Origin of the sequence: Treponema sp. UBA7567 (genome assembly GCF_002476655.1) — a bacterium.
Taxonomy (GTDB): domain Bacteria; phylum Spirochaetota; class Spirochaetia; order Treponematales; family Treponemataceae; genus Treponema_D.
In genome coordinates, this window is the sequence record NZ_DLLH01000043.1 from 63176 (window position 1) to 82932 (window position 19757).

A 19757-nucleotide genomic window follows, 5' to 3' on the forward strand; every position below is an offset into this window, starting at 1 on the left:
TTTATTTAGCACTCTTATCAGTGCCGCCATGTCCTTTAAATGTACGAGTTGGAGCAAATTCGCCGAGCTTATGGCCAACGAGATTTTCAGTAACATATACAGGAATCCATGACTTACCGTTGTAAACACTGATTGTGTTTCCAACCATTTCTGGAATGATTGTAGAGCAACGAGAATATGTTTTAATCATTTTCTTGTCTGACTCTTTATTCATTTCAATAACTTTCTTGTAAAGGCTCTTTTCAATAAAAGGTCCTTTCTTAACTGATCTTGACATTGTTAACTACTCCTACTACTTCTTACGGCGTGAAACAATGAAACGGTTAGAAGGCTTTCTCTTATTGCGAGTCTTATAACCTCTACATGGCTGTCCCCAAGGTGTAACAGGCTGATGTCCTTTACCAGCCCCTTCACCACCACCAAGCGGATGATCAACCGGGTTCATAGCCATACCACGAACTGTTGGACGGATACCGAGCCAACGTCTGCGACCAGCTTTACCAAGCTGAGTGTTCATACGTTCTTCATTACCAACAACGCCAATTGTTGCATAGCATTTTCCAAAGACACGGCGTGTTTCACCTGAAGGAAGGCGAATTACAACATACTCACCGTCTTTAGCAGCAACAAGAGCAGAAGCACCTGCTGAGCGGGCAAGCTGTCCACCACGGCCAAGTGTCAATTCAATGTTGTGAACTGTAAAACCAACAGGAATTACTTCAAGTGGAAGTGCGTTTCCAACAGTTGGAACTGCGTTTTCACCAGACATAATTTTCTGTCCTACAGTAAGTCCTTTTGGAGCAATAATATAGCGTTTTTCGCCATCTGCATAATAAATCAAAGCAATATTTGCACTGCGGTTTGGATCGTATTCAATAGTTTTTACAGTTCCAGGAATTCCGTGCTTATTGCGTTTAAAATCAATTACGCGATACTTTCTTTTGTGTCCACCACCCTGATGACGTACAGAAATACGACCACCCTGACCGCGTCCACCATTTGACTTAAGACCTGATACCAGACTTTTTTCGGGTTTATCGGTTGTCAGTTCTTCTCTTACCAAATCGATGCGGGTACGAGTACCAGCAGTGTATGGTTTAAAAACTTTAAGAGCCATCTGGTTCCCCTTAATTTAACGAAGGCTTAAACGCCCTCGAATACCTTAATTGTTTCTCCTGGAGCGAGACGAACAATTGCCTTTTTCCAGTCGGCAGTTTTTCCAGGTTTTCCACGAACCCTTTTAACTTTACCGAGAACATTTACAGTAGTAATTTTTACAACTGTAACATTGAAGAGTTTCGATACTGCTTCTTTTATCTGTGTTTTGTTAGCATCCGGGGCTACTTTGAAAGTATATTTGCCCTGTTCGCGCAAAGCAGTTGCTTTTTCAGACAGTACTGGCTCAATAAGAATATCAGTCATTATTTAGCCTCCCCTTCTTTATAGAATTCTGAAAGATTCTTAGCTGCCGATTCGAGCAAGATAACCTTTCTTCCGTAGAAGAGGTCATGTGCACGAAGACGGTTGAAAGACAAGAAGTAAACATTGTGGAGGTTACGTCCAGCCTGTTTAATTTTTGCATCATCATCTTTAAGAATAACGACTGTGCGTTCATCCTTAGCAAAATTGTTAAGAACTTTCAACAAGTCTTTTGTTTTTCCGCTTTCAACAGTGAAATCTTCTACAACAGTAAGTCTGTCGCTCTGAGCCTGTAAGCTCAAAATTGATTTCATAGCAAGGCGTTTAACCTTTTTAGGGAGTTCAAAACCAAAATCACGTGGTTTTGGACCAAAGATTGTACCGCCGCCAACATTGATTGGAGATTTTTTATCACCACGACGAGCGTGACCTGTTCCCTTCTGTTTGTATGGTTTAGCATTTGATCCGTGTACTTCAGAACGAGTTTTTGTACAAGCTGTTCCAACACGTTTGTTTGCTAATTCGTTATTGATGGCATAGTAAATAACATCTTCATTAACTGGAAGTCCGAAAATGCTATCATCAAGCGTAATTGTGCGCAGTTCTTTACCATCGGTTGAAAAAACTTTCTTATCCATTTCTCATTTCCTCCGGATTACTTCTTTACTGCAGACTTGATGATAAGAGTGCAATCCTTAACTCCAGGAACAGCACCACGTACCATAATAACTTTAAGCTCAGGGTCGATTTTTACAATCTTAAGATTCTGAACTGTTACACGCTCAAAACCCATGCGTCCTGGCATTTTTACATTTTTAAGGCTGTGTCCAGGTGTCGTACAATTTCCCGTACCACCTGCTTCGCGATGGAACTTAGAGCCGTGAGTTGCACGTCCGCCATGGAAGCCCCAGCGTTTCATAACGCCCTGGAATCCTTTACCTTTTGAAGTTGCTGTAACATCGAGATAAGATGTTGATTCAAACAACTCAAGTCCAATTTGATCGCCTACTTTAACTTCCTGTTCGAATTCTCTGAATTCTTTCAAATGACGTTTTGGCGATACATTTTCTGGAAACTGACCTTTGTATGCTTTGCTGATCTTTGATTCTTTTATATCTTCAAGACCGAGAACAACAGCATCATAGCCATTTGCTTCCTTTGTTTTTGTAGCAACAACTGTATTCGGTTCTACATGGATCACGGTTACTGGTGTCAGTTCGCCGTTGCTGTCGAATACCTGTGTCATTCCTACTTTTTTTGCAATCAGACCTTTCATTCTGATATTTCTCCTATAGAAGAAAGCAAACTTTCTTCTCTGTCGGCCGCCATCCCTGATCCAAGGGACCGTTACCGTTTTTCAATAAGACTTAACTGCGACGCAGCCTAGCTCTTACTGTTTAATTTCTACATCTACACCTGCAGGCAATTCAAGTTTCATCAAAGAATCCATTACATCAGATGTTGGATTTAAGATATCAATAAGACGTTTGTGAGTTCTCATTTCAAACTGTTCACGCGACTTTTTGTTTACATGCGGTGAACGAAGAACTGTTACCTTATTGATTCTTGTTGGAAGCGGGATAGGACCAGAAACCTTTGCTCCTGCCTTCTGCACTGTCTGCACGATTGATTTTGCGCTCTGATCGATAAGTTCAACATCAAAAGCACGAAGTCTAACACGAATTTTTCCGTTAGCCATTTATTCACTCCAATGATTAAGCACAGTGACTAAAAGTCGCTGTGCTTTCAATCACTAATTTTACTATTCGATGATTTTTGTAACCTGTCCAGAAGCGATTGTGCGACCGCCTTCACGGATAGCGAGTTTAAGACCTTCATCCATAGCGATTGGGTGAATAAGTTCGCCGATAATTTTTACGTTATCACCTGGTTTTACCATATCTGTGCCTGGTTCAAGTTCTACAGTACCTGTAATATCTGTTGTGCGGAAGTAGAACTGCGGGCGGTATCCAGAGAAGAATGGTGAGTGACGTCCACCTTCTTCCTTAGAAAGAACGTAAATCTGTGCCTCAAACTTTGTATGTGGGTGGATTGAGCCTGGAGCTGCAAGAACCTGTCCACGTACAACATCTTTCTTTTCAACACCACGAAGAAGAATACCTACGTTATCACCAGCCTGACCCTGATCAAGAGTTTTCTGGAACATTTCGATACCTGTTACAGTTGAAGACTGTGTCGGGCGAATACCTACGATTTCTACTGGGTCGTTCATATTAACAACACCACGTTCGATACGTCCAGTAACTACTGTACCACGTCCAGAGATTGTGAAGATGTCTTCAATTGGCATAAGGAATGGCTTCTGATCATCGCGAACTGGATCATCGAACCAGCTGTCCATTGCGGCAAGAAGTTCCTCGATACATTTTGTGTTTTCTGGATTATCAGACTCGTTCAAAGCTTTGAAAGCAGAACCTTTGATAATTGGTGTATCCGCAGAGAATCCGTATTTCTGGATTGTGTCTTTTACGTCTTCTTCTACGAGCATCAGCATTTCTTCATCGCCATCGAGCTGGTCAACTTTGTTGAGGAATACGATAATCTTTGGTACACCTACCTGACGAGCAAGAAGAAGGTGTTCTTTTGTCTGAGCCATAACACCGTCAGTAGCAGCAATTACGAGAATTGCGCCGTCCATCTGAGCAGCACCAGTAATCATGTTTTTTACATAGTCAGCGTGTCCTGGACAGTCGATATGAGCGTAGTGGCGCTTGTCTGACTGATACTCAAGGTGACGTGTATTGATTGTAATACCACGCTCTTTTTCCTCTGGAGCATTGTCGATTTCATCGTACTTCAAAAGCTTATCACCGTATTTTTTTGCACAATAAGTAGTGATAGCCGCAGAAAGTGTTGTCTTACCATGGTCTACGTGACCAATAGTACCAACGTTCATGTGAGGTTTAGTTCTAACGAACTTCTCCTTTGCCATGTTTTTCTCCTTTGCCGAATTATCTTTCTTTTATCCGGCTTAAAAAAGATGATTTATGTGATGCACTTTAAGCCAGAATGGAACCATTTTCGTACAGAAAACAGCACATTCGCATACACACTATTTTATTTTTATCTGATTTATGAAAAGTTGTTACAAAAAAGCAATTCTCCATAACTTTCGAAGAATTTTTCCGACACCACCTGTCATCATCAGATTAAAATCCAAATAATTAAGTCTGGCGTTCAGAATTACCGACAAACAAAGGATTGTCTGCCTCAGAAAAACCGCTAGACTTTGCTTCTAGGGCTACCCAGCCTGAAAATTGCATAGCAATTAACTTTACGGCTTAAGTCAGACTTAATAAAAAAAATTGAAGTCTGTCTGAAAAATTCAAAGAACCCTTAATCTAAATATATCTATTCAGACTGTTTTATATTTATATATTTTTTTATAAATAATTTCAATACTTAAAAGTAAAATAATTTGATATTTTGCATAAAATTAAGAAAAAAAAGCGGAGTTTCATCATGGAAAACTTTAGCTTAACAAAACAACATGTCATTTCTTTCGTGGCAGAGATTGCAGGGGCGGCGAAGCCGTTCCGAAGGAATGACAACCCCGAAAAGCTCGATTTTTGCACAGCAAAAAACCACCCAAATAAAAAAAAGACCTGCCAGATTTTACAGACAGGCCTTTATCAAGAATAATACTACCAGCGATAGTGAGCAAATGCTTTGTTTGCTTCTGCCATCTTGTGCACATCTTCCTTCTTTTTATATGCAGAACCAGTATTGTTGAATGCATCAAAAAGTTCTGAAGCCAAAGTTTCTGCCATTCCGTGACCGCTTCTGCTGCGAGCTGCGCCAATAATCCAGCGCATAGCCAAAGCTTCGCGACGAGAATCTCTGATTTCCATCGGAACCTGATAAGTTGCACCACCAACACGGCGAGACTTTACTTCTACCAATGGTTTTACATTTTCAAGAGCTTTCATGAATACTTCAAGAGGATCCTGATTTGTTTTTGCCTTAAGTTTGTCCATTGCTTCATAGACGATTTTTGTACAAGTCTGTTTTTTTCCATCCAACATCATGCGTGAAACAAATTTTGTTACAACAGGGCTGTTGTATTTTGCGTCTGGCATAATAGGACGATTTACTGATTTCTTATGTCTTCCCATAGTAATTCTCCTTTAAATATTATGCCTTAGGTCTCTTAGCACCGTACTTAGAACGACCGCGTTTGCGTCCTTCTACACCAAGAGTATCTTTTGTACCGCGGATAATGTGGTAGCGTACACCCGGAAGATCCTTTACACGGCCACCACGGATAAGAACAACTGAGTGTTCCTGCAAATTATGTCCAATACCTGGAATATATGCAGTAACTTCAATTCCATTTGACAAACGAACACGAGCTACCTTGCGGAGAGCTGAGTTTGGTTTTTTTGGTGTAACAGTCATTACACGAGTGCAAACGCCACGTTTCTGTGGACAAGACTCAAGTGCGGGAGCTTTAGTCTGGTTTGCAAGTGCCTGTCTACCCTTACGAATCAATTGATTAATTGTAGGCATCGCCTAATCTCCTATTTGTATGCCGGTCAGCACCCCGGTCAAAATAACAAACAAAACTACACTTTAAAAGTATAGGGTATTCAATCATACCGAATTTTTTAACTATCGGTCAACTGAATTTTATCAAAATCCAGCAAATTTATTCAAAAAAAAATTCACTGGATTTTGATGATGACTAGTCTTCTTCAGAAGCACTGTCATTGATAGGAGGATACGCAGCTTCTTTTTCGCGTTCCTGTTCAAGACGACGGCGTTCCAAAACTTCTTCCATCTGAACATCAAGGTCGTTATCAGAACCATCAAACAGTTTTATGTTCCTGTAATCTTTAATACCAGTTCCAGCAGGAATCCTGTGGCCTATAATTACATTTTCTTTCAAACCACGGAGATGGTCTTCTTCGCCTTTTATTGCAGCGTTCGTAAGAACACGGGTTGTTTCCTGGAACGAACATGCAGATACAAAAGAGTCTGTTGCAAGAGCAGCCTTTGTAATACCTTGGAACATTGGACGTGCAACTGCCGGCTGACCGCCCTCTGCAATGATACGCCTATTCTCTTCGCGGAAGTGGTATTTATCAACCTGCTGCCCATAAATAAATTTTGTATCTCCAACAGACACAATTTCAACCTTGCGAAGCATCTGACGAACAATTACACCAATATGTTTGTCGGCAATTGTTACACCCTGTGCAGAGTATACGCCCTGAATTTCATTCATAAGGTAATCCATCAGCGCATTTTCACCGAGAATCGCAAGAATATCATGAGCACTTGCCGCACCGTCACAAAGCTGCTCACCTGCAACTACCTGATCTCCATCACGAACAAACAGACGGCGTGTCATTGGAACAACATGTTCAAACTGTTTTCCGTATTCATCTTCTACAACAATAACACGTTTACCTTTAGTAATTCCCTTGAACTTAACGGTTCCAGAAATCTGTGCGAGAACGCAAGGAATTTTTGGTTTTCTTGCTTCGAACAATTCTGATACACGAGGAAGACCACCAGTAATATCGTTTGTTTTTGCAGCGGCAACCGGCATGCTTGCAAGAGTTTTACCTGCTTCAATCTGCTGCTTGTCTTCTACACGAAGAACAGCGCCCGCTGGCAAGTAATATGAACCAAGCTCATTTCCAACTTCGTCTGTAATAAGAATACGAGGCTGCTTTACATCCAAGTGCAAATCACTGATACGGCGCTCTGTTTTTCCTGAGTTTACATCGACAATTTCTTCAAGTGTCTGACCGAGAATTACATCGTCAAAGTGAATATATCCGCTTACTTCAGCAATAATTGGTTCAGAGAATGGGTCGAATGTACCGATAACATCGCCACTCTTAACGATGTCACCTTCTTTTACCATAATTGTTGAACCGTTGCTAATTTCAACTTTCTGTTCATTACTTGCAAGATAAACTACACCGTCTTTAATAATGATGTGTCCGTTTTCTTTAGCAGTAATATTTCCAGATTTCTTTTCAACAAGAACTGTTCCCTTAAGAACGCGTGCTTCATCTTCAACAACAACCTTATCTCCCGACTCAACATTGAGAGTGTCGATAAGACGGGTCGCCATCATGCTGCCTTTACGAGTAAACAACCAATGTCCGTCGTCTGTAACAACATGAGTTCCGGCAACTGTTCCGATAAGAACATCGTAAGGAAGAACAATCTTGTTGTCTTCTGTTTCCTTAGAGGCTGTGCCACCAACATGGAATGTACGCATTGTAAGCTGTGTACCTGGCTGACCGATTGACTGAGCAGCGATAACACCGACAGCTTCACCGATTTCAACAAGTTTGTTACGGGCAAGATTTTTGCCATAACATTTTACACATACGCCATGTTCAGCTTCACAAGTAAGAACAGTTCTGAGCTTTACTTTTTCGACACCAGCATCTTCGATTTTCTTAGCAAGTTCATCTGTAATATATTCATTTGATTCGCAAAGAACTTCTCCAGTTACAGGATGAATTACACGCTCAATAGAGAAATGACCTGCAATTCTCTTTGAAAGCGGAGTAAGAATTTCGTCTCCATTTTTGATTGCAGAATATTCAATACCGTTGATTGTTCCGCAGTCTTCAAGATTAACAACAACATCCTGAGCAACATCAACAAGACGACGGGTCATGTAACCGGCATCGGCTGTCTTAAGCGCAGTATCTGTAAGACCTTTGCGGGCACCGTTTGAAGAAATAAAGTATTCAATAACCGAAAGACCTTCGCGGAAGTTTGATTTTACAGGCAATTCAATGATGTCGCCGTTAGGTTTAGCCATCAAGCCACGCATTGCAGCCAGCTGAGAAATCTGTTTTTTAGAACCGCGGGCACCGGAATCAGCCATCATATAGATTGTGTTGAATCCGTTCTTGTCTTTCTGAAGCTTGTCGTACATGATTTCTGTCAATTTTTCGTTTGTACGAGCCCAAATATCAGTTACTTTATTGTAGCGTTCATCTGCTGTAATTACACCGCGAGAATACTGGCCAACAATTTCTTCAACCTGTTTATTTGCTTCGTCAACCATCGGTTTCTTTTCTTCTGGAATAAGAATATCTTCCATAGAAAGAGTTGCACCAAAGAATGTTGCGTTGTGATAACCGCATGCCTTTACGGCATCAAGCATCTGAATTGTAAGCCATGCGCCCTTTGTGTGATAAACTTTTTCAATCATCTTGCGAAGATCTTTGTCGCCCATGCGCTGGTTTACAAATCCTACACCGTCAGGCATTTCCGCGTTAAAACGAATACGTCCTGCTGTAGTTGTGATTAAATCACCCTGTTTAAAGTCGCCGTTAAACGAATCTATCGGTGCTGGCACCTTAATTTCGGCATTCCATTCGATATATCCGTCTTCTGCAGCCATTGTAACTTCATCATCATTTGAGAAGCGTTTTCCTGTTCCCTTTGCATTTGGTTTTACTGAAGTCATATAGTAAATACCAAGAACCATATCCTGCGATGGATAAACAATTGTATTTCCGTTTGCAGGGTCAAGAAGGTTGCGCGCAGAAAGCATCAAAGTCCAACATTCCATCTGAGCAGCCTGTGTAAGAGGAACGTGAATAGCCATCTGGTCTCCGTCGAAGTCGGCGTTAAAAGCCTTACATGCGAGAGGATGAAGCTTGAGTGCCTTTCCTTCAACAAGGACAGGTTCAAATGCCTGAATACCAAGACGGTGCAAAGTAGGAGCACGGTTAAGCATTACAGGATGTTCGCGTACTACTTCATCAAGAATCGCATATACTTCAGGAGCTTCCTGTTCAACAAGAGTTTTTGCTTTTTTGATGTTGAGAACAATGTCCTTATCAACAAGTTTCTTCATTATAAATGGCTTGAACAATTCAAGAGCCATCTTTGTCGGAAGACCGCACTGCCAAAGCTTAAGTTCCGGACCAACAACGATTACCGAACGGCCAGAGTAGTCTACGCGCTTACCAAGAAGGTTCTGACGGAAACGTCCCTGTTTACCTTTAAGCATATCGCTGATTGATTTGAGAGGTCTGTTTGAAGCGCCTTTTACAACCCGCTTGCGTTTTGAATTGTCAAACAAAGCATCAACTGCTTCCTGAAGCATACGTTTTTCGTTGCGGATGATAATATCCGGAGCCGAAAGCTGCATAAGTCTTTTAAGACGGTTATTGCGGTTGATTACACGGCGATAAAGATCGTTCAAGTCTGATGTTGCAAAACGTCCGCCATCAAGCTGAACCATAGGACGAAGATCAGGCGGAATTACTGGAATAACGTCCAAAATCATCCAAGAAGCCTTGTTTCCTGAAGAACGGAAATCTTCAACAATCTGAATGCGTTTGAGAAGGCGCTTGTCTGTTTTTGTTCCCTTTTCGCGCATTTTTTCGCGGAGCTCAGCAGCAAGCTCATCAAGATTAAGGTTTTCGAGCATTGTTTTAATTGCTTCTGCGCCCATTCCCGCTGTGAATTCCTGTCCATAGCGCTCAACATCTTCGTTGTATTCATCTTCCGAAAGAAGCTGTCCTTTCTTGAGCTCTGTGTCGCCCGGATCAATTACAATATATTTTTCGTAATAAAGAACCGAACGAAGCTGGGCAACCTGCATATTAAGCAAAAGTCCCATGCGGCTTGGAACAGAGCGATAGTACCAAATATGGCTTACCGGTGCAGCAAGCTCAATATGGCCAGTGCGCTCACGGCGAACCTTAAAGTGAGTAACTTCAACACCGCAACGGTCGCAGATTACGCCCTTGTAGCGAATTGACTTAAATTTTCCGCAGTAACATTCCCATTCCTTTGTAGTTCCGAAAATGCGTTCACAGAAAAGTCCGTCTTTCTCTGGTCTGAGAGTACGATAATTGATTGTTTCCGGCTTTTTTACTTCACCATAAGACCAGCTGCGGATATCGTCCGGGCTGGCGAGCTTTATTTTTATTGAATCAAAATCTTGAATATCACGCATCTTCATTCTCCTTTTCGAAACCAGAACTTGCCTTGTCAATCAGTTCCTGGTCGCGTTCGGTAAGGGCAATTCTCTTTCCCTTTGCGTCATAAATTTTAAAGTCCAAAGCAAGACCGCGAAGTTCCTGTACCATTACGTTAAATGATTCTGGAACACCAGCTGCTGCCGTCGGGTCACCTTTTACGATTGATTCGTAAACTTTTGAACGTCCATTCATATCGTCAGACTTAATCGTCATCATTTCCTGCAATGTGTTTGCAGCGCCATAAGCCTCAAGCGCCCAAACTTCCATTTCTCCAAGACGCTGACCACCAAACTGAGCTTTACCACCAAGTGGCTGCTGAGTAACAAGTGAATAAGGTCCTGTTGAACGAGCGTGCATTTTGTCATCAACAAGGTGATGCAGTTTAAGGAAGTAGATTACACCAACAAAAATCGGATTTACAAATGGTTCACCAGTGCGTCCATCGCGAACAATCTGTTTACAATCCGGACTAAGTCCTGCTTCGATAAGTTTTTCAGCAATTTGTTCCTGAGAAGGAGTCTGGAAAGCTGGAGATTCAAAATACTGATTGAGGTAGCGGCCTACAATTCCAAGCTCAGATTCCATAATCTGACCAATGTTCATACGTGAAGGTACACCAAGCGGATTAAGACAAACATCAAGCGGAGTTCCGTCTGCCAAGTACGGCATGTCTTCTTCTGGAAGAATACGTGCAACAACACCTTTGTTTCCGTGACGTCCGGCCATTTTGTCGCCTTCGCGAAGTTTACGTTTATTTGCAATAAGAACTTTTACAACTTCATCAACGCCAGGGTTCAAATCATCGCCTTCAGTTCTCTTCATACGCTGAACATCGATAATTACGCCTTCAATTCCATGTGGAACGCGCAATGAAGAATCGCGAACTTCTTTTGCCTTTTCACCGAAGATTGAGTTCAAAAGCTTGAATTCAGGAGTTGTTTCTGTTTCTGATTTTGGAGTAACTTTTCCAACAAGAATGTCGCCTGAACGAACTTTTGCACCAATGCGAATAATTCCTTCTGCGTCCAAATTGTTAAGCATTTTTTCAGATGTATTTGGAACATCGCGGGTAATTTTTTCTGGGCCAAGTTTAGTTTCGCGGATTTCTGTCTGGAATTCTTTGATATGAATAGAAGTATACATATCTTCTTTTACTACGCGGCGACTGATAAGTACAGCGTCTTCGTAGTTGTAACCATTCCATGGAACGAATCCAACAAGGAGGTTGCGGCCGAGAGAAAGTTCTCCGTTGAAAGTTGCCGGACCGTCAGCAAGAACATCGCCTTTTTTAACTTTTTCGCCAACTTCAACAGTAGGACGCTGATGGTTACAAGTATCGTTGTTAGTTCTCTGATATTTAAGAAGAGGATATTCATCAATTTTATCAGAACCGTCAACCTTAACTTTAATAAGGTCGCTTTCTACCCAAACAACTTCGCCATCGTGTTTTGCCTTAATAAGAACACCAGAATCGTAAGCAGCTTTTGCTTCCATACCAGTTCCAACAAACGGCGGCTCCGGGAATAAAAGTGGAACGCCCTGACGCTGCATGTTACAACCCATCAAAGCACGGTTGGCGTCATCGTGTTCAAGGAATGGAACAAGAGATGCAGAAACCGAAATAACCTGACGTGGAGAAACGTCCATGTACTGAATGTCTTTTACGTTGCGAGTTGTATAATCGCCAACGTGACGGCAAGAAACCATTTCTGTCGGAAAAGAACCGTCAGCCTTCATGCCTTCAGCAACCTGACCGATGTAGTATCTGTCTTCGTCCATTGCCGAAAGATATTCAACTTTGTCAGTTGCTTTTCCGTCAACGACTTTGCGGTATGGTGTTTCAAGAAATCCATATTCGTTTACACGGGTAAAGATAGCAAGAGAAACAATCAAACCGATGTTTGGGCCTTCAGGAGTTTCAATCGGGCACATGCGTCCATAGTGAGTGTAATGTACATCGCGAACTTCAAATCCGGCACGGTCACGGGAAAGACCGCCAGGGCCGAGAGCTGAAAGACGTCTCTTATGAGTAAGTTCTGCAAGAGGGTTTGTCTGGTCCATGNNTCTGATCCATGAACTGAGACAGCTGAGAAGAACCAAAGAATTCCTTGATTGCAGCCACAATCGGTTTAATCGAAATCAAATCCTGAGGCTTCATTGTTTCAGTTTCTTTTAAGCTCATGCGTTCTTTTGCAATTCTCTCCATGCGGGCAAATGCTGTTTTGAGAGAATTTGTCATNNACCTACAGAGCGAATACGACGGTTGCCAAGATGGTCAATATCATCGAGAACTTCGTTTCCAATGTAAACTTTTACAAGATGCTTCATCGTATTGATGATGTCGCTCTTTACAAGAGTATGAGTTTCAACAGGTTCTGAATAAATGTCGAATTTTTTATTCAACTTATAGCGGCCAACGCGTCCAAGGTCATAATGACGAATGTTGAAGAACATGCCTTCAAGTTCGTTCTTTGCAGCTTCGGCAGCCATTGGTTCGCCTGGTTTTAAAATAGAGAACACCGCTGTAAGAGCATCTTCAAGAGTTGGTTCTTCGTCAGAAGCGCCTTCTTTTGTGTACTTCATATCTTCGCGTTCAAAACAGTTGATAATCATTCTGCTGTCAAGCGAAGGATTGTGCTCATCTTTGTTGCCTTTCTTTTTACGTGCATCAAAAAGAATGATTGTGATTTCTTTTACATTCTGAGAAATAAGATCGTCAACTTCGTGCATGTGAAGAGTTGAACCTGCGCGAAGAAGAATTTTTTCTTCTCCATCTTCATTTTTAATTTTTACGGCACGTGCGAGAACTTTGTCTACGAGCTCTTCTTTTTTTGCAGCGTCAACAGCTACTGTTTCTGTTTCGTAGAACTGGTCAATGATTTCTTCGCGAGTTGAAAAACCAAGTGCGCGGAGGAAAATTGTTCCCAAGATTTTCTTTTTGCGGTCAATTTTTGCATAAATCAAATCTTTTTTCTGGTCAATTTCAAATTCAAGCCAAGAACCACGGTAAGGAATAATGCGAGATGAATAAACGCCTTTTTCGTGATTAAAAATTACACCTGGCGAACGGTGGATCTGAGAAACTACAACGCGTTCAGCGCCATTTACGATAAAAGTACCGCGGTCTGTCATGAGCGGAATATCGCCCATATATATATCTTTCTGAAGAATTGCGCCTGTATCCTTAAAATTAAGGTTGATTCTTGCCTTTAATGGAACAGAATAAGTCAATCCTTTCTGTTTACACTGAAGTTCTGTAAACTTAATATTTTCTTCTTCGAGTTTGTAAAATTCATATTCCAGCGACATATTGCCGTCTGGACTTTCGATTGGGAAAGTTGAATCAAATACTTCCTGAAGACCTTTGTTTTCAAGAGGCTCATTGTTATCCAGCTTTTCTTTCTGCAGGAAACTTTCGTAAGATGAAAGCTGAATGTCGATAAGGTTCGGAATTTCCATAAAGTTTTGGATATTTTTTCCGAAGTACTGACGATTGATGGTTCTGCTTTTGGCGAACATCTAGTTCTCCTATGAGGGACTTTACTTATTAAAATTGCTACATATCAAAAAATCCGTATGACATACTGAAATTAAAGATACAGCACAAAATTAAAAAGCTATATGCCGGGTCTACGGCAAAAAACATCATCTGGCGATGATGCTAATATCATATTTTTGGACTTTCTAAAATCCACTTTAGACACTAAAAGCTTACATTTAGAAGCCAACATTTTATTAACTCTAAACGTAAGCATTTAATGTGAATGTCGTTTATGCGACTTTTTTTAAGTAATCCGGTTTAACCGAAACTGACTTATTTTTTAGAAGCTTTACCACCAGCTTCTTCCATTTTCTTGATGAGTTCATCAGCTTCAGCCTTAGAAACACCTTCTTTAAGTGTTTTTGGTGCGCCTTCAACCAAAGTTTTAGCTTCACCAAGACCGAGTCCGAGAGCTTCTTTAACTGCTTTGATAACTGCAATCTTTTTAGCTGCATCGAAGCCTTCGAGAGTTACTGTGAATTCTGTCTGTTCTTCCTCTGCTGCCGCTCCACCAGCTGCTGGACCTGCTGCTACTGCAACTGCTGCTGTAACACCAAATTTTTCTTCCATTGCTTTAACGAGTTCTGAAGCTTCGAGAACTGTCATGTTTGCGATTGCGTCGAGGATCTGATCCTGTGTGATTGCTGCCATATTATCTTCTCCTAAATAGGCATGTTAAATCATTTTGATTTAACTCAGGTTTAATTGCGGGCGGAACAAACTGAACCGTTATTCCGCAATTTTATATTTTTGCAAGGACAGTCGACAGCTATGAAGCCTGACCTTGCTTCACAAGAATTGCAAAGTGCTTACTCAGCTTTTGCTTCTTCTGCCGGAGCTGCTCCACCTTCCTGTGATTTTTTATCAACATAAGCCTGCAAAGTAGCAGCGAGTTTCTGAACTGGGCCATTGATTGCAGACATGAGCATTGCGATAAGCTGTTTCTTTCCAGGAACCTTAGAATAAGCTTCCATTTTAGCCTGATCGTAAATTTCATTGCCAATATATCCGCCCTTGATTACAAGAGCAGGAGCGTCTTTTGCAAAATCATAAAGAACTTTTGCAGCTTCGTTACTGTCTTCTTTTGCCATTACAACGGCTGTTGGGCCTGTAAGATAGTCAGAAACGTTGTCGATTTTCATTTCTTCAAAAGCAACGCGAGCGAAGTTATTCTTTACAACCTTCATTGGAGCTTCGTGTTCACGAAGTTTGTCACGAAGTGCCGAAATCTGTTCTACTGTAAGACCACGATATTCTGTAAAGATGAAGTCATTATAATCAGCAAAAACTTTTTTTGTTTCTTCGATAGCTGCTGTTTTAGCAGGCTGGAGTTTTTTAGCAAGAATAGCCATAGATTATGCCTCCTCCTTAACATCTACCCAAACACCAGGACCCATTGAAGAGCTTACTGATACTGAGCGTACAAAGTCAGCCTTTGCATCAGCCGGCTTTTTGCGGTCAAGTTCTGAAAGAAGAGTTGTTACGTTTTCTGCAACTTTATCTGCATCCATAGAAACTTTTCCTACAGCAATGTGAATTACGCCTTCTTTGTCTGCGCGGAATTCTGTACGACCTTTTTTAAGTTCGCTGATTGCATGAACGAGGTCATTTGTAACAGTTCCTGTTTTTGGGTTAGGCATAAGTCCTTTTCGTCCGAGAACCATACCAAGACGACCAACATCTTTCATCATATCTGGTGTAGCAACTGCAACATCAAAATCAAGCCAACCGCTCTTTACCTTGTCGATATATTCAGCAGCACCTGCGTAAGTTGCACCTGCGTCAAGAGCTTCTTTTGCGCGTTCTTCTGGACAGAATACAAGAACTTTCTTTTCTGCAGTAAACTGATTTGGGAAAACCAATGTATCACGTACAGTCTGGCTTTTTCCAAGACGAAGAGCCACATGGAGTTCAACAGTTTCATCGAATTTTACAAAGTGGATGTCTTTTACAACTTTGCAAGCTTCAGCAACTGCATAGTGTTTCTGTGGATCATACTTTTTAAGAGCTTCAGAATATTTCTTTCCGTGTTTCATTATTCAGCCTCCACTTCAACACCCATACTGCGTGCAGTACCGGCAATAATTTTTTTTGCAGCTTCAATGTCGTTTGCATTGATGTCTGGCATTTTCTGTGTTGCAATTTCAGTAAGCTGAGCTTGTGTAAGTTTGCCTACTTTGTCACGAAGAGGGTTTCCTGAACCTTTTGAAAGACCGAGCGCTTTCTTAATAAGAACAGCAGCTGGTGGAGTTTTCAAGATAAATGTAAATGATCTATCCTGATAAACGGTAATGATTACAGGGATAATAAGTCCCTTTTCCATTGACTTTGTTCTGTCATTGAACTGCTGAACGAATACTGGCGCAGAAACACCGTGAGGTCCGAGTGCAGGTCCAATTGGCGGGGCCGGAGTAGCCGATCCTGCTGGACACTGTAATTTAATGACAGCTGTAACCTTTTTTGTAGCCATTTTTTATAGCTCCCTTAATTGGTGTCGGACTTGGATTCAAAAAAAAAGAATCCAGTCACTAGCGAAATACCTCTGTCCAACGGACTTGTATTTCTTCCAAATATAGGAAAAGCCCTATTAAAGAACAGGGCTGATTCTATGCGATTCTAGATAAGTTTTTCAACTTGAAGAAGATCAACTTCAACTGGTGTTGCACGTCCAAAGATTTGAACCATAACACGAAGCTTGCCTTTTGCAGGATCGATTTCTTCAACCGAGCCGCTAAATGTTGCAAACGGTCCTTCGGTGATTTTCACCTGATCGCCAATTGCATAATTCTGTTTAATCTTAACGTTTTTCTCGCCCTTAATTTCACCGGCTTTAAGAAGAAGAGACTTTGCTTCTTCGGCAGAAATAGGACGAGGTCTTTCAGAAGGATTAGTTCCTACAAAACCTGTAACTCCCTGAATATGACGAATTTTTCCACAAAGGTCTTTCCAGCCAAAATCTGGCAAATCCATCTCCAGCATAATATATCCTGGAAGAATCATATTTTTTCTGCTGTGTCTTTTTCCGTCTTTAATCTCTACAACTTCTTCTTCCGGAACTTTTACATCTGTAATAATATTTGAATCAAATTCTCCTGCTTCAAGCATCTGATTAACAGTGCGAAGAATTTTCTTTTCATAACCAGTATAAGTATGAACTATGTACCAATTTTTAGACATAAACCAAAATCCTCTTTTATGCGGCAGGAAAAAGGAAACTCATTCCAGCAGAGAACAGAAGATCAAATGCACCAAGAATTACGGCAATAATAATTGAAGAAATAACAACAACTTTTACAGATGAAATTACATCATCTTTTGTTGGCCAAACTACCTTTTTAAGTTCAGCACCACATTCTTTGATAAAATCAACTGCTTTTGCCATAATTTCCCTCTATAAAAAATTAATTTTAATAACAGGCCGGGCAAGACTCGAACTCGCGACACTCGGTTTTGGAGACCGATGCTCTACCAACTGAACTACCGACCTAAAATATATTAAGCCGTCTAAAAAAAAGACAGCCTTATATAAAATTTAAAAGCTTATTTTGCTTTTGTTTCTTTGTGCAATACTTCTTTGCGACAGAAAGGACAATACTTATTCTTTTCAAGTTTGCCAGTAATATTTTTGCGATTCTTAGTTGTTGTGTAATTCTTGCGTTTGCAGTCTGTACACTGAAGGGCAATAATATCAATCGAAGTCTTTTTCTTGCTACCCATTTTTATATTCTCCTAAAAAGATTTTCAAAAAAAATGCTTATTAAGCGTTAGCTTCTAGCTCTCGAGCGGAATCGGACCGCTGACCTCATCGTTACCAACGATGTGCTCTGCCTACTGAGCTACAAGAGCAGGTCAACAATGACGTGTTATAGAAGTGTATAGAACATACAATTTTTCGTCAAGAGCAAAATAATTCATTTCTAAAAAATATAGTATTTTCTTGAATTTTATGCTAGTTTTCTAACGTAATATTTTTTTTAGGGGAAGCCCAATGGATATGCACAAACTGGTTGACAAGATTCTAGAATCGTACGAAGAAGTCGGCGGTATAAACGGCGAAGGAATAAACAGTTTTCCAAACAGAGAAAACGTTGTTTCTGTAATAAACGAGTTACAATGCCTTGTCTTCCCAGGCTACAGAACCGCAGAAGACATTGACCGTCACAATTTACGCTACGTAACTGGCGAGCGCGTCAACAAAATCGTAAATATGCTTACAAAAGAAATTCAAAAAGCCCTAGTTTACGAAAGAACAGTCCGCAACGAAAGTATTTCCGCAGAAGACCTCGAAAAATCCGGATATTACGAAAAAGCAGAAAAAACATCTCTTGGCTTAATAGAAGCGTTGCCAGACATTCGCCGCCTTATCCACCTTGATGTAATCGCGCTTTTTGAAGGCGACCCTGCGGCAAAAAGCGATGAAGAGGTAATAGTTTCATATCCAGGACTTGAAGCCATCGTTGTCTACAGACTCGCCCACTACATTCACAAATGCGGAGTTCCTGTAATTCCAAGAATTATGAGCGAATATATTCACGGAAAAACAGGAATTGACATCCACCCTGGAGCAGAAATTGGCGAAAGTTTTTTTATTGACCACGGAACAGGAATTGTAATTGGCGAAACTACCGTTATTGGAAAAAATGTAAAAATCTACCAAGGCGTAACACTTGGCGCCCTTAGCGTAAAGAAAAATTACCAGAACAAAAAACGGCATCCAACAATTGAAGACAATGTAACAATTTACGCGAATGCAACAATCCTCGGCGGAGAAACAATAATCGGAAAAGGCGCTGTAATCGGCGGAAACACCTGGATTATAAAATCCGTACCAGCCGGAACCATAGTAAATCAGTAAAATTTAATTTTTTTGCGGTAACTCTAAAAAAAGCTTAATTACCGCAAAAACAAAAGAAAATCATTTAAAACAAAAAAAACAGGGTCCGCCGAAGACAACGTTTTCAGCGAACCCTGCCGTCCAGCAAGCTGGACATCGGAGAGAGTTTATCAGCTTTTTTACAAGCTGAGATAAATATAATTCGTAATAAAAAATATGTCTAGTACTTTTATAAAAAAAATTGTCGATTTTAATAAAATTTTGATATTTTTAAGTAAAAATTCGATAGAATAAAAAACATGGCAAAGAAAAAATCAATCACTATCTATAAATGCTCGGAATGCGGCTACACACAGCCGACTTGGCTTGGCCGCTGCCCGGAATGCGGTTCATGGAATACTTTGGAAGAATGTATTTCCGACCCAAACTCAACAGCAGCCGCTTTTGGAAAGAACGCAACAGAAAAAATTAAGCCTGTTCCTCTAGCAAATGTAACTGCTCAAGAAAACGCACGCATTTCGACAGAAATTGGCGAATTTGACCGTGTTCTAGGCGGCGGAGCAATGAAACGCAGCGCAATTTTAATTGGCGGAGAACCGGGGATTGGAAAATCTACGCTTATGATTCAAACAGCGGCGGCAATTGCAAAAAAATACGGCAAAGTTCTTTATGTTTCTGGAGAAGAAAGCGCGGGCCAGTTAAAAGGCCGTGCAGACAGATTGAATCTGGACGCAAAAGGAATTGAAATTTTATGCACAATGAGGCTAGAAGATATAAAAGATGCTCTTTCTGCCATAAATCCTCTTTTTGTAGTAATAGATTCGATTCAGACGGTTTATTCGGTTGAAGCAGGAATTGTTCCAGGAACAATAAATCAGCTTAAATTCTGCGCAAATGAACTTACAGGCTGGGTAAAAAGCCGCGACAGCGTTTTGATAATGTCGGCACATGTTACAAAAGAAGGAAA

20 protein-coding genes, 2 tRNA genes and 1 pseudogene are annotated in these 19757 nt (G+C 40.9%); 3 read left to right on the top strand and 20 right to left on the bottom strand.

Features of this window, described 5'->3' with window-relative positions:
* Position 1 precedes the first annotated feature (1 nt).
* From rpsS to tuf, 7 genes are all read right to left on the bottom strand, one after another.
* Positions 2-277: a 30S ribosomal protein S19 gene (gene rpsS, locus B3Y13_RS05560; protein WP_288516169.1), complete on the bottom strand. Its 276-nt coding sequence runs from the start codon at positions 275-277 to the stop codon at positions 2-4.
* Between the two features lie 15 nt (positions 278-292).
* Positions 293-1117: a 50S ribosomal protein L2 gene (rplB, locus tag B3Y13_RS05565; RefSeq protein WP_078931307.1), complete on the bottom strand. Its 825-nt coding sequence runs from the start codon at positions 1115-1117 to the stop codon at positions 293-295.
* Between the two features lie 26 nt (positions 1118-1143).
* Positions 1144-1422, bottom strand: coding sequence for a 50S ribosomal protein L23 (locus tag B3Y13_RS05570; RefSeq protein WP_078931306.1), 279 nt, complete (start codon positions 1420-1422; stop codon positions 1144-1146).
* The gene (gene rplD, locus B3Y13_RS05575) at positions 1422-2057 is read right to left on the bottom strand and encodes a 50S ribosomal protein L4 (protein ID WP_288516173.1); all 636 of its coding nucleotides are present in this window, start codon (positions 2055-2057) and stop codon (positions 1422-1424) included. Before rplD ends, B3Y13_RS05570 begins: the two co-directional genes overlap by 1 nt.
* Positions 2058-2074: 17 nt before the next feature.
* Positions 2075-2695 (bottom strand): 50S ribosomal protein L3, encoded by a 621-nt coding sequence (gene rplC, locus B3Y13_RS05580; RefSeq protein ID WP_296017894.1) that lies wholly within the window; start codon positions 2693-2695, stop codon positions 2075-2077.
* Between the two features lie 114 nt (positions 2696-2809).
* Complete coding sequence (rpsJ, locus tag B3Y13_RS05585) at positions 2810-3118, bottom strand: 30S ribosomal protein S10 (protein ID WP_078931303.1); 309 nt, start codon at positions 3116-3118, stop codon at positions 2810-2812.
* A 63-nt stretch (positions 3119-3181) separates the two neighbouring features.
* Positions 3182-4372 (bottom strand): elongation factor Tu, encoded by a 1191-nt coding sequence (tuf, locus tag B3Y13_RS05590; RefSeq protein ID WP_296017886.1) that lies wholly within the window; start codon positions 4370-4372, stop codon positions 3182-3184.
* Between the two features lie 530 nt (positions 4373-4902).
* Here tuf and B3Y13_RS05595 point away from each other — a divergent pair.
* Positions 4903-5082, top strand: coding sequence for a hypothetical protein (locus tag B3Y13_RS05595; protein WP_296693213.1), 180 nt, complete (start codon positions 4903-4905; stop codon positions 5080-5082).
* Between the two features lie 2 nt (positions 5083-5084).
* On the opposite strand, the gene rpsG is transcribed toward B3Y13_RS05595, so the two are convergent.
* The 13 genes and pseudogenes from rpsG to B3Y13_RS05660 all read right to left on the bottom strand — a co-directional run bounded on the left by rpsG (position 5085) and on the right by B3Y13_RS05660 (position 17802).
* On the bottom strand, positions 5085-5555 hold the full coding sequence (gene rpsG, locus B3Y13_RS05600; RefSeq protein WP_296017874.1) for a 30S ribosomal protein S7: 471 nt from the start codon (positions 5553-5555) through the stop codon (positions 5085-5087).
* Between the two features lie 19 nt (positions 5556-5574).
* Positions 5575-5949: a 30S ribosomal protein S12 gene (rpsL, locus tag B3Y13_RS05605; protein WP_296017867.1), complete on the bottom strand. Its 375-nt coding sequence runs from the start codon at positions 5947-5949 to the stop codon at positions 5575-5577.
* A gap of 175 nt (positions 5950-6124) precedes the next feature.
* Complete coding sequence (gene rpoC, locus B3Y13_RS05610; RefSeq protein WP_296667955.1) at positions 6125-10390, bottom strand: DNA-directed RNA polymerase subunit beta'; 4266 nt, start codon at positions 10388-10390, stop codon at positions 6125-6127.
* Positions 10383-13934 (bottom strand): annotated as a pseudogene (rpoB, locus tag B3Y13_RS05615) (DNA-directed RNA polymerase subunit beta). Before rpoB ends, rpoC begins: the two are co-directional and overlap by 8 nt.
* Before the next feature lie 295 nt (positions 13935-14229).
* Positions 14230-14607, bottom strand: a complete 378-nt coding sequence (rplL, locus tag B3Y13_RS05620) for a 50S ribosomal protein L7/L12 (protein WP_078931296.1) — start codon at positions 14605-14607, stop codon at positions 14230-14232.
* 158 nt (positions 14608-14765) lie between these two features.
* Positions 14766-15308: a 50S ribosomal protein L10 gene (rplJ, locus tag B3Y13_RS05625; protein WP_296017852.1), complete on the bottom strand. Its 543-nt coding sequence runs from the start codon at positions 15306-15308 to the stop codon at positions 14766-14768.
* Between the two features lie 3 nt (positions 15309-15311).
* Positions 15312-15992, bottom strand: a complete 681-nt coding sequence (rplA, locus tag B3Y13_RS05630; RefSeq protein ID WP_296017845.1) for a 50S ribosomal protein L1 — start codon at positions 15990-15992, stop codon at positions 15312-15314.
* The gene (rplK, locus tag B3Y13_RS05635; RefSeq protein ID WP_178844148.1) at positions 15992-16426 is read right to left on the bottom strand and encodes a 50S ribosomal protein L11; all 435 of its coding nucleotides are present in this window, start codon (positions 16424-16426) and stop codon (positions 15992-15994) included. The genes rplA and rplK overlap by 1 nt, the downstream gene beginning before the upstream one ends.
* 146 nt (positions 16427-16572) lie before the next feature.
* Entirely contained in the window at positions 16573-17133 is a 561-nt protein-coding gene (gene nusG, locus B3Y13_RS05640; protein WP_296667960.1) for a transcription termination/antitermination protein NusG, read from the bottom strand.
* Positions 17134-17149: 16 nt separating this feature from the next.
* A complete protein-coding gene (gene secE, locus B3Y13_RS05645; RefSeq protein WP_296017833.1) occupies positions 17150-17338 on the bottom strand; it encodes a preprotein translocase subunit SecE in 189 nt (62 codons plus the stop codon).
* Positions 17339-17370: 32 nt separating this feature from the next.
* A tRNA-Trp gene (locus tag B3Y13_RS05650) sits at positions 17371-17443 on the bottom strand.
* A 53-nt stretch (positions 17444-17496) separates the two neighbouring features.
* A complete protein-coding gene (gene rpmG, locus B3Y13_RS05655) occupies positions 17497-17673 on the bottom strand; it encodes a 50S ribosomal protein L33 (protein WP_078931290.1) in 177 nt (58 codons plus the stop codon).
* Positions 17674-17729: 56 nt separating this feature from the next.
* A tRNA-Thr gene (locus tag B3Y13_RS05660) sits at positions 17730-17802 on the bottom strand.
* Between the two features lie 142 nt (positions 17803-17944).
* Between B3Y13_RS05660 and epsC the strand changes: the two genes are divergently transcribed.
* Both epsC and B3Y13_RS05670 read left to right on the top strand, forming a co-directional pair.
* Positions 17945-18811 (top strand): serine O-acetyltransferase EpsC, encoded by an 867-nt coding sequence (gene epsC / locus B3Y13_RS05665; protein ID WP_296017825.1) that lies wholly within the window; start codon positions 17945-17947, stop codon positions 18809-18811.
* 278 nt (positions 18812-19089) lie between these two features.
* Positions 19090-19757 (top strand): ATPase domain-containing protein (locus tag B3Y13_RS05670; protein WP_296693217.1); only part of this gene is annotated, 668 nt, incomplete at its 3' end.

Excerpts from the sequence above, each read along its gene's own strand:
- epsC (WP_296017825.1), top strand. The coding sequence starts at position 17,945 with ATGGATATGCACAAACTGGTTGACAAGATTCTAGAATCGTACGAAGAA.
- rplL (WP_078931296.1), bottom strand. The coding sequence starts at position 14,607 with ATGGCAGCAATCACACAGGATCAGATCCTCGACGCAATCGCAAACATG.
- rpsS (WP_288516169.1), bottom strand. The coding sequence starts at position 277 with ATGTCAAGATCAGTTAAGAAAGGACCTTTTATTGAAAAGAGCCTTTAC.
- rpmG (WP_078931290.1), bottom strand. The coding sequence starts at position 17,673 with ATGGGTAGCAAGAAAAAGACTTCGATTGATATTATTGCCCTTCAGTGT.
- rplA (WP_296017845.1), bottom strand. The coding sequence starts at position 15,992 with ATGAAACACGGAAAGAAATATTCTGAAGCTCTTAAAAAGTATGATCCA.
- rpsG (WP_296017874.1), bottom strand. The coding sequence starts at position 5,555 with ATGGGAAGACATAAGAAATCAGTAAATCGTCCTATTATGCCAGACGCA.
- nusG (WP_296667960.1), bottom strand. The coding sequence starts at position 17,133 with ATGTCTAAAAATTGGTACATAGTTCATACTTATACTGGTTATGAAAAG.
- B3Y13_RS05595 (WP_296693213.1), top strand. The coding sequence starts at position 4,903 with ATGGAAAACTTTAGCTTAACAAAACAACATGTCATTTCTTTCGTGGCA.
- rplK (WP_178844148.1), bottom strand. The coding sequence starts at position 16,426 with ATGGCTACAAAAAAGGTTACAGCTGTCATTAAATTACAGTGTCCAGCA.
- rplD (WP_288516173.1), bottom strand. The coding sequence starts at position 2,057 with ATGGATAAGAAAGTTTTTTCAACCGATGGTAAAGAACTGCGCACAATT.
- secE (WP_296017833.1), bottom strand. The coding sequence starts at position 17,338 with ATGGCAAAAGCAGTTGATTTTATCAAAGAATGTGGTGCTGAACTTAAA.
- tuf (WP_296017886.1), bottom strand. The coding sequence starts at position 4,372 with ATGGCAAAGGAGAAGTTCGTTAGAACTAAACCTCACATGAACGTTGGT.
- B3Y13_RS05570 (WP_078931306.1), bottom strand. The coding sequence starts at position 1,422 with ATGACTGATATTCTTATTGAGCCAGTACTGTCTGAAAAAGCAACTGCT.
- rplB (WP_078931307.1), bottom strand. The coding sequence starts at position 1,117 with ATGGCTCTTAAAGTTTTTAAACCATACACTGCTGGTACTCGTACCCGC.
- rplJ (WP_296017852.1), bottom strand. The coding sequence starts at position 15,308 with ATGGCTATTCTTGCTAAAAAACTCCAGCCTGCTAAAACAGCAGCTATC.
- rpsL (WP_296017867.1), bottom strand. The coding sequence starts at position 5,949 with ATGCCTACAATTAATCAATTGATTCGTAAGGGTAGACAGGCACTTGCA.
- rpoC (WP_296667955.1), bottom strand. The coding sequence starts at position 10,390 with ATGCGTGATATTCAAGATTTTGATTCAATAAAAATAAAGCTCGCCAGC.
- rplC (WP_296017894.1), bottom strand. The coding sequence starts at position 2,695 with ATGAAAGGTCTGATTGCAAAAAAAGTAGGAATGACACAGGTATTCGAC.
- rpsJ (WP_078931303.1), bottom strand. The coding sequence starts at position 3,118 with ATGGCTAACGGAAAAATTCGTGTTAGACTTCGTGCTTTTGATGTTGAA.